Annotated in this window: 5 protein-coding genes; all 5 read left to right on the forward strand. The window is 60.1% G+C overall.

Annotation, left to right across the window (positions count from 1 at the left end; translation table 11 throughout):
* Positions 1–56: 56 nt before the first annotated feature.
* The 5 genes from denD (at position 57) to P792_RS28080 (ending at position 6045) form a co-directional block, all read left to right on the forward strand.
* Positions 57–1043, forward strand: a complete 987-nt coding sequence (gene denD / locus P792_RS28060; protein ID WP_023978641.1) for a D-erythronate dehydrogenase — start codon at positions 57–59, stop codon at positions 1041–1043.
* Between the two features lie 69 nt (positions 1044–1112).
* Entirely contained in the window at positions 1113–2477 is a 1365-nt protein-coding gene (locus P792_RS28065; protein ID WP_023978642.1) for an MFS transporter, read from the forward strand.
* 67 nt (positions 2478–2544) lie between these two features.
* Positions 2545–3477: a sugar phosphate isomerase/epimerase gene (locus P792_RS28070; RefSeq protein WP_023978643.1), complete on the forward strand. Its 933-nt coding sequence runs from the start codon at positions 2545–2547 to the stop codon at positions 3475–3477.
* A gap of 118 nt (positions 3478–3595) precedes the next feature.
* The gene (locus tag P792_RS28075; RefSeq protein WP_023978644.1) at positions 3596–4906 is read left to right on the forward strand and encodes an MFS transporter; all 1311 of its coding nucleotides are present in this window, start codon (positions 3596–3598) and stop codon (positions 4904–4906) included.
* Entirely contained in the window at positions 4900–6045 is a 1146-nt protein-coding gene (locus P792_RS28080; RefSeq protein ID WP_031240752.1) for an alpha-hydroxy acid oxidase, read from the forward strand. Before P792_RS28075 ends, P792_RS28080 begins: the two co-directional genes overlap by 7 nt.
* Positions 6046–6651: the final 606 nt, after the last annotated feature.

Here is a 6651-nt window from a genome sequence, read left to right on the forward strand (position 1 = left end):
TCGGATAGGTTTCGTTCATCTCCATTCGGCCCAGTCCGAACGAAAAGGTGACACAGATGCATATCCTCGTCATTGGCGCCGCAGGCATGATCGGGCGCAAATTCACTGAAAGCCTGGTCGCAAATCCCCTCCCCGGCACAGACGGCCCCGAAATCCTGACGCTCGCGGATGTGGTCGCACCTTCAGCGCCAGCCGGGTTCTCGGGACGATGCGAAACCATGACATGCGACCTCACCCAGCCAGGCGCCGCCGACCGGCTATTGAGCGGTCGCCCGGACATCATTTTCCATCTCGCTGCCATTGTGTCTGGAGAGGCCGAGGCCGATTTCGAAAAGGGTTATAGCGTCAATCTCGATGGGACACGGGCGCTGTTTGAGGCCATTCGCCATCATGGCGCACGTGAGGGCTGGAAACCCCGCGTTGTCTTTGCCTCATCCAACGCCGTATTCGGCGGTGATTTCCCTGATGTCATTCCCGATGACTACATCCTGACACCGCAAACCAGCTACGGCACGCAAAAGGCCATGGGCGAATTGCTGCTGGCCGATTACCGCCGCAGGGGGATATTCGATGGTATCGGCCTGCGTCTGCCGACCATTTGCGTCCGCCCCGGCAAACCGAACCGCGCGGCCTCCGGGTTCTTTTCCGGTATCATACGCGAGCCGCTGGTCGGGCTTGAGGCAACTCTGCCCGTGCCTGACACCACACGCCACTGGATGACGAGCCCTCGTTCGGCTGTGCAATTCCTGCGTCATGCCGCAGTGCTCGATCTGAACCGTCTGGGCGAGCGACCCAATCTCTCCCTGCCCGCCCTGTCGATCACGGTGGGAGAACAGATTGCCGCCCTGCGTCGCGTTGCCGGAGAAAAAGCTGTCGCGCTCATCCGCCGGGAGCCCGACGAGGCCATAGCCCGCATCGTGGCCGGATGGGCCAGAGGATTTGACGCGAGCCGCGCCCTTTCCCTGGGTTTCACGACAGAGCAGAGCTTCGATGAGATCATCCGGGCTCACATCGAGGACGAACTCGCAGGGCGGATCGCCTGACCCTCTCTTCCGCCCGGCCAGCATCGCGCCAGTCTCACAAGACCAGCGCGAGCGAGGAGCACATGCACCATGAGCCCCGATCAGAAAACAAGTCCGCGCGCCGAAACGCCTTCGCAAGACACGCTGCGCGCCCGAGCAACCGGCAAGGCCTTTGCAAAGCTGCTGCCCTTCCTCATCCTCATGTATATCGTGGCCTTTCTTGACCGGTCGAATATCTCATCGGCCAAGCAGGCGCTACAAACCGATGTCGGCGTTTCGGATGCCATGTTTGCCTTCGGTGCAGGCATCTTCTTCGTCGGTTATGCCTTGTTCGAAATCCCGAGCAATCTCATTCTCTATCGCGTCGGGGCCAGACGCTGGATGGCTCGCATCATGGTGACATGGGGGCTTGTCTCGGCCGCCATGATGTTCACCCAGGGCAATCTGTCCTTTGTGCTGCTGCGTACGCTGCTGGGCGTCACAGAAGCCGGCTTCTTTCCCGGCATCATGCTCTATCTGACATTCTGGTTTCCTGAAAAAGAGCGCACCCGCGTCCTGGGCGTGTTCTATTTCGGCTATCCGCTCGCGATGACCTTCGGCAATCCGCTCTCGGGTGCGCTGTTTGGTCTTGATGGCGCCTTCGGTCTTGCCGGATGGCAGTGGATGTTCCTGCTCGAGGGCGGACTGGCCGTAGCGATGGGGATCGCCACCTATTTCGTGCTGCCCGACAGGCCACAGGACGTCAAATGGCTGACGACAGAAGAGAAAGCGACGCTCTCAACCGTCCTCGAGCGCGAGGCCGCCAGTAAGGCTGGGGCGAGGGGCCACAGTGTCAGACTGGGTGCCCTGCTTCATTCCACCAAGCTGCTCCAGTTTCTGGCGCTTTATATGGTGATGCAGATTGCCAGCTATGGCGTGGTCTTTTACCTGCCCGAGCAGGTCTCGACCATCCTGCATGAGAAAATCGGCCTGCGTGTCGGGCTGGTCAGCGCCATTCCCTGGGCCTGCGCCATTCTCTCCACCTATGTTGTCACGAAACTCGTCCAGAAGCACGATGCCCCGCGCTTCGGGCTGTTGGGCTGTCTCGCGGCGGCGGCAATCGGGCTCGTAATATCAGGCTCTGGCTACGGACCTGTCGCTCTGATCGGTCTGTGCATTGCCGCAGCGGGCGTTGTCACGGTGCAGGCCGTGTTCTGGAATTTCCCGCTTGCCCATTTCACCGGGGTTCAGGCCGCCGGCGCGATCGCGCTCATCAATGCGCTGGGTAATCTCGGCGGGTTCGCCGCCCCGAACATCCGCAGCTTTGCCACCGGGTTCTGGCATACCCCCATAGCCGGACTTTACGCCGTCGCCCTCTCCGGCGTGATCGGCCTTGTCATCGCAGCGTTCCTGCCGCGCACCAACAACCCCGAGCATTCGCCCCCTCATCACCCCCGGCATCGCCCCGTGCATTGAGCGCACGCGCACGCGCCTTGCCCGATATCAGGGCCTCTCGCCCTCCATCATCATGAAGGAACCGACCATGTCGACCACCTATGATCGCACCAACTGGCCCATCGCCGCCGCCATGATCCAGTATGCCAATATCCTGCCAGATGGATCGAGCGTGCAGGACCAGACGCCGGAGCAATGGGCCGCCACGCTGTCTGAAGTGACTGATGCAGGTTTCACGGAAATCGACCCCACGGACTCCTGGATACGCCTCGCTGATCTGCCGGAAGCCCGCCTGAAAATCTTCGCCGATCTCGTCCGGGAAGCGGGCCTGACCATGCCGGGCCTTTCCACCGCACGGCGCTCGGTCATCGATCCCGAGGCTGGCGACGAGAATCTGGCTTATAGCCACAGGGTGATCGACACAGCGGCCAGACTTGGCATTGCCGAAGTCTCTTTCGGCCTATTTTATCCCCTTACGCCCCCGCAAAAGGCGGCGCTCTGGTTCTGGACCGCGCAGGGCAGCGTCAATCCCGATGACCCGTCCGTATGGAAGAAAGCGGTCGATCGCATCCGCGAACTTGCACGTCATGCCCAGGAAGTCGGGGTCGGTCTGTCGCTGGAGATGTATGAGGATACCTATCTGGGCGCGGCAGACAGCGCGGTACGCTTCGTACAGGATGTCGATCACCCTGCAGTGGGCATCAATGCCGATCTGGGCAATCTGGTCCGGCTGCATCGCCCTGTCGAGCACTGGGCCTCGACGATGCAGAAAGTCGCACCGTTTGCCCGCTACTGGCACGTCAAGAATTACTACCGCACGGAAGACGCGACCACTGGCATGGTCGTCACGGCCCCGGCACCCCTCGAATTCGGGGTGATCAGCTATCGCGCGGCCATCAAGATGGCCCTCGCCCATGGTTTCAAAAGCGCCTTTCTGGTCGAGCACTACGGCGGTGACGGCCTGAGCGTCAGCGCTACCAATCGCGAGTATCTGCGTCGGGTTCTACCCCGCAAGGCCTGAACCCTCCCCTTCTCTGCGGGCCCCACCGTTTTGGGCCTGCAGAGAACTGGGCGGTCAGCCGGCCCAGCCTGTCTGCCACACTGACACTCCTTCCCTCGCTCATGATCGGAGAGAGATCATGCCCCGACTTCGCTGGCTAATGATCATCCTCTGCTTCGCAGCCACCACCATCAATTATATCGACAGGGCGACAATCGCGATTGCCGCCCCGTTCATGGCGCGCGAACTGCATATCGATCCGGCTGTCCTCGGTGTTATCCTGGGTGGGTTCTTCTGGACCTACGCATTCATGCAACTGCCATTCGGCATGATCGTGGATCGGGTGGGGGTGCGCTCTGCCTATGCTTTTGCCGTGATCTGGTGGTCCGTCTGCACGGCTCTGACGGCGCTTGTTCGCGGCCCCTTGAGCATATTGGGGCTCAGACTGGCGCTTGGCGTCGGTGAGGCTGGTAGCTATCCCTCCAATGCCAAGGTGGCATCGCTCTGGTTCCCCAAGGCGGAGCGGGGCCTTGCAGCCGGCATATTCGATAGCGGCTCCCGCGCTGGCGCGGCTCTCTCGATGCCTGTCGTGGCGCTGCTCATCGCATGGCTGGGATGGCGTCTCGCCTTTGTGGCGGCAGGAGCACTTGGGCTTGTCTGGGTCGCAGTATGGTTTAGTCTCTATCACGACCCGGATGCCCATCCGAGGGTCAGCGCAGACGAGCTTGCGCGCCTGCAAGCCGCCCAGCCACCAGCCCTGAAAGCCCCTCCCGGTAGCTGGAAAGCCCTACTGAAACATCGCTCCGTCTGGGGTATGATGCTCGGCTTTTTCTGCGCCAATTTCGTCTTCTATTTCTTCGCTACCTGGTTTCCGAGCTACCTCGTTACAGCCCACGGGTTTTCGCTCAAGGATCTTGGGCTGATCGGCATGATCCCGGGTGTCATCGCCATTCCGGCTGCCTGGCTCGGAGGATGGTCATCCGATCGCCTCCACCACCATGGGTGGAGCCTTACTGCCGCACGCAAAACCTGCCTCGTTGGCGGATTGCTTCTCTCGTCGGTCATTGCCCTGACCGCCTTCGTGACCGAGACATGGCTTTGCATCACGCTCCTTTCACTTTCCTTCGGGGGCATTGCTTTTACTGGTGCGAATATCTGGTCGCTGCCGGCCGACCTCGCCCCCAGCCCGGACCTTGTTGCGACACTTGGTGGGATGCAGAACAGCGCGGCCAATATCGCCGGTATCGTGATTGCGAGCTTCACGGGGCTAATGGTCAGTCTGACCCACGGTTCATTCCTTGTCCCGCTTTGCGCGACCGGGTTCTTTGGCCTGCTCGGGGCACTATCCTATCTCTTCATTGTCGGCCCCATTGCCCCTCTCCCGCTGGACAAAAGATCCGAGGACACAAGAGCGCAACAGCCTATCAACGTGAGACATGAGCCATGCTGAAATCTGCCTCGTCTATCCTGAACCTCAACGATTTCGAGCATCTTGCAAAACGGCATCTGCCACGCGCGATTTTCGGCTATGTCGCTGGCGGAGCTGATGACGGCACTACGGTCCGGCATAACCTCGCGGCGCTGGCTCAGATCAAAACAATCCCGCGTGTCCTGCGCGACGTGTCCTCATGTAGTCAGAAAATCACGCTGTTCGGCCAGGAGTACGCCAGCCCGTTCATGATCGCACCGATGGGCGCCTCAGCCGTCGTTGGCTATGATGCGGACAATGCCATGGCCCGCGCGGCCAGGGCAGCACGCATACCCTACGCTCTGAGCGCAAACGCCATTACGCCCATGGAAGAAATCGGACGATCCTATCCGGGATGCTGGTTTGCCGGGTATCAAAAGCCTGACGAAGACAACATTCAGCGTATGGCCGCGCGTGTCGCCGATGCGGGTTTTTCGGCCTATATGCTCACAGCCGATGTCGTTGTCGGGTCGAACCGGGAGAATAACAAGCGCAACGGCTATACGATGCCCTTCAGACCGACCGCACGCCTTGTAGCGGATATGATCGGTCATCCATCCTGGCTTTACAAAACGGGATGGCGCACGCTGCGACAGCGCGGAATTCCCGCAATCAGCAATATTGATCCGGTTGCCAGACCCTCGATTTTTTCACGCGATATCAATGCTGTAACGGGTTATCCGAGCTTCAGCTGGAAGCATGTCGAGATGTTGAGACGCCACTGGAAAGGCGCACTCATCATAAAGGGTATTCTCTCCCCCCATGATGCGCGGCTAGCCAGGGAGCTCGGCGCCGATGGTATTGTCGTATCCAATCATGGCGGGCGACAGCTCGACTGTGCGGTCTCCCCGATTGATGTGCTCAGCGCGGTAAAGGTTGAAAGCGCGGATATGACCGTGCTGGTTGATAGTGGCTTTCGACGTGGCACGGATGTGATCAAGGCCCTGTTGCGTGGCGCTTCAGCGGTGCTTGTAGGCCGCCCCTTCCTCTATGCTGCCTGCTTGGGCGGCGAGGCGTCGATCCGTCATGCGATCGGTCTTTTGCAGCGTGAAGTGCACACCGACATGTCGCTGATGGGCGTGAGTTCGTGCGAGGCATTGCGTAAGGAGATGTGCATCTGATCGGGGCGTTAGGAGGAGAATATTGTACGTCTAGGCTCAGGCTTTTCCTCCGATCTGTGTTGCGGCCAGACCAAAGCCCGCACGAAATCAGGTGACGTTCAAGGCGACGGTCTATAGGCGGACATAGGTTTTGTCCCAGACCATCATGTTTGCCGACGAGGCCAGCCAGACGCCGGTGACTGACGCTTGGTCCCCGCCTTTATCAAAATGATTTCGGATGGCCCAAGCGACGGGCTGATGAGTAAGACGATCATAAGAACGGATGAGCACTTGGATCACCTTTCTCGTCTGGATCTACCTCTCTGCTCTCCCCCGCCCCTATCGAGGCCGTTACCGCGAAGCTGTCGACTTAAAAGACCAGTCTGCCCCATGACTGGCTCTGCGCGTGTCGGGTGGCGCACGCACAGATGTATTTTGTTGGAGAGACTGCAAAGTGTGTTGCACGAGAGCACGAGAGCACGAGAGCACGAGAGCACGAGAGCACGAGAGCACGAGAGCACGAGAGCACGAGAGCACGAGAGCACGAGAGCACGAGAGCACGAGAGCACGAGAGCACGAGAGCACGAGAGCACGAGAGCACGAGAGCACGAGAGCACGAGAGCACGA

It is taken from the genome of Asaia sp. SF2.1 (assembly GCF_000505765.1).
Taxonomy (GTDB): Bacteria; Pseudomonadota; Alphaproteobacteria; order Acetobacterales; family Acetobacteraceae; genus Asaia; species Asaia bogorensis.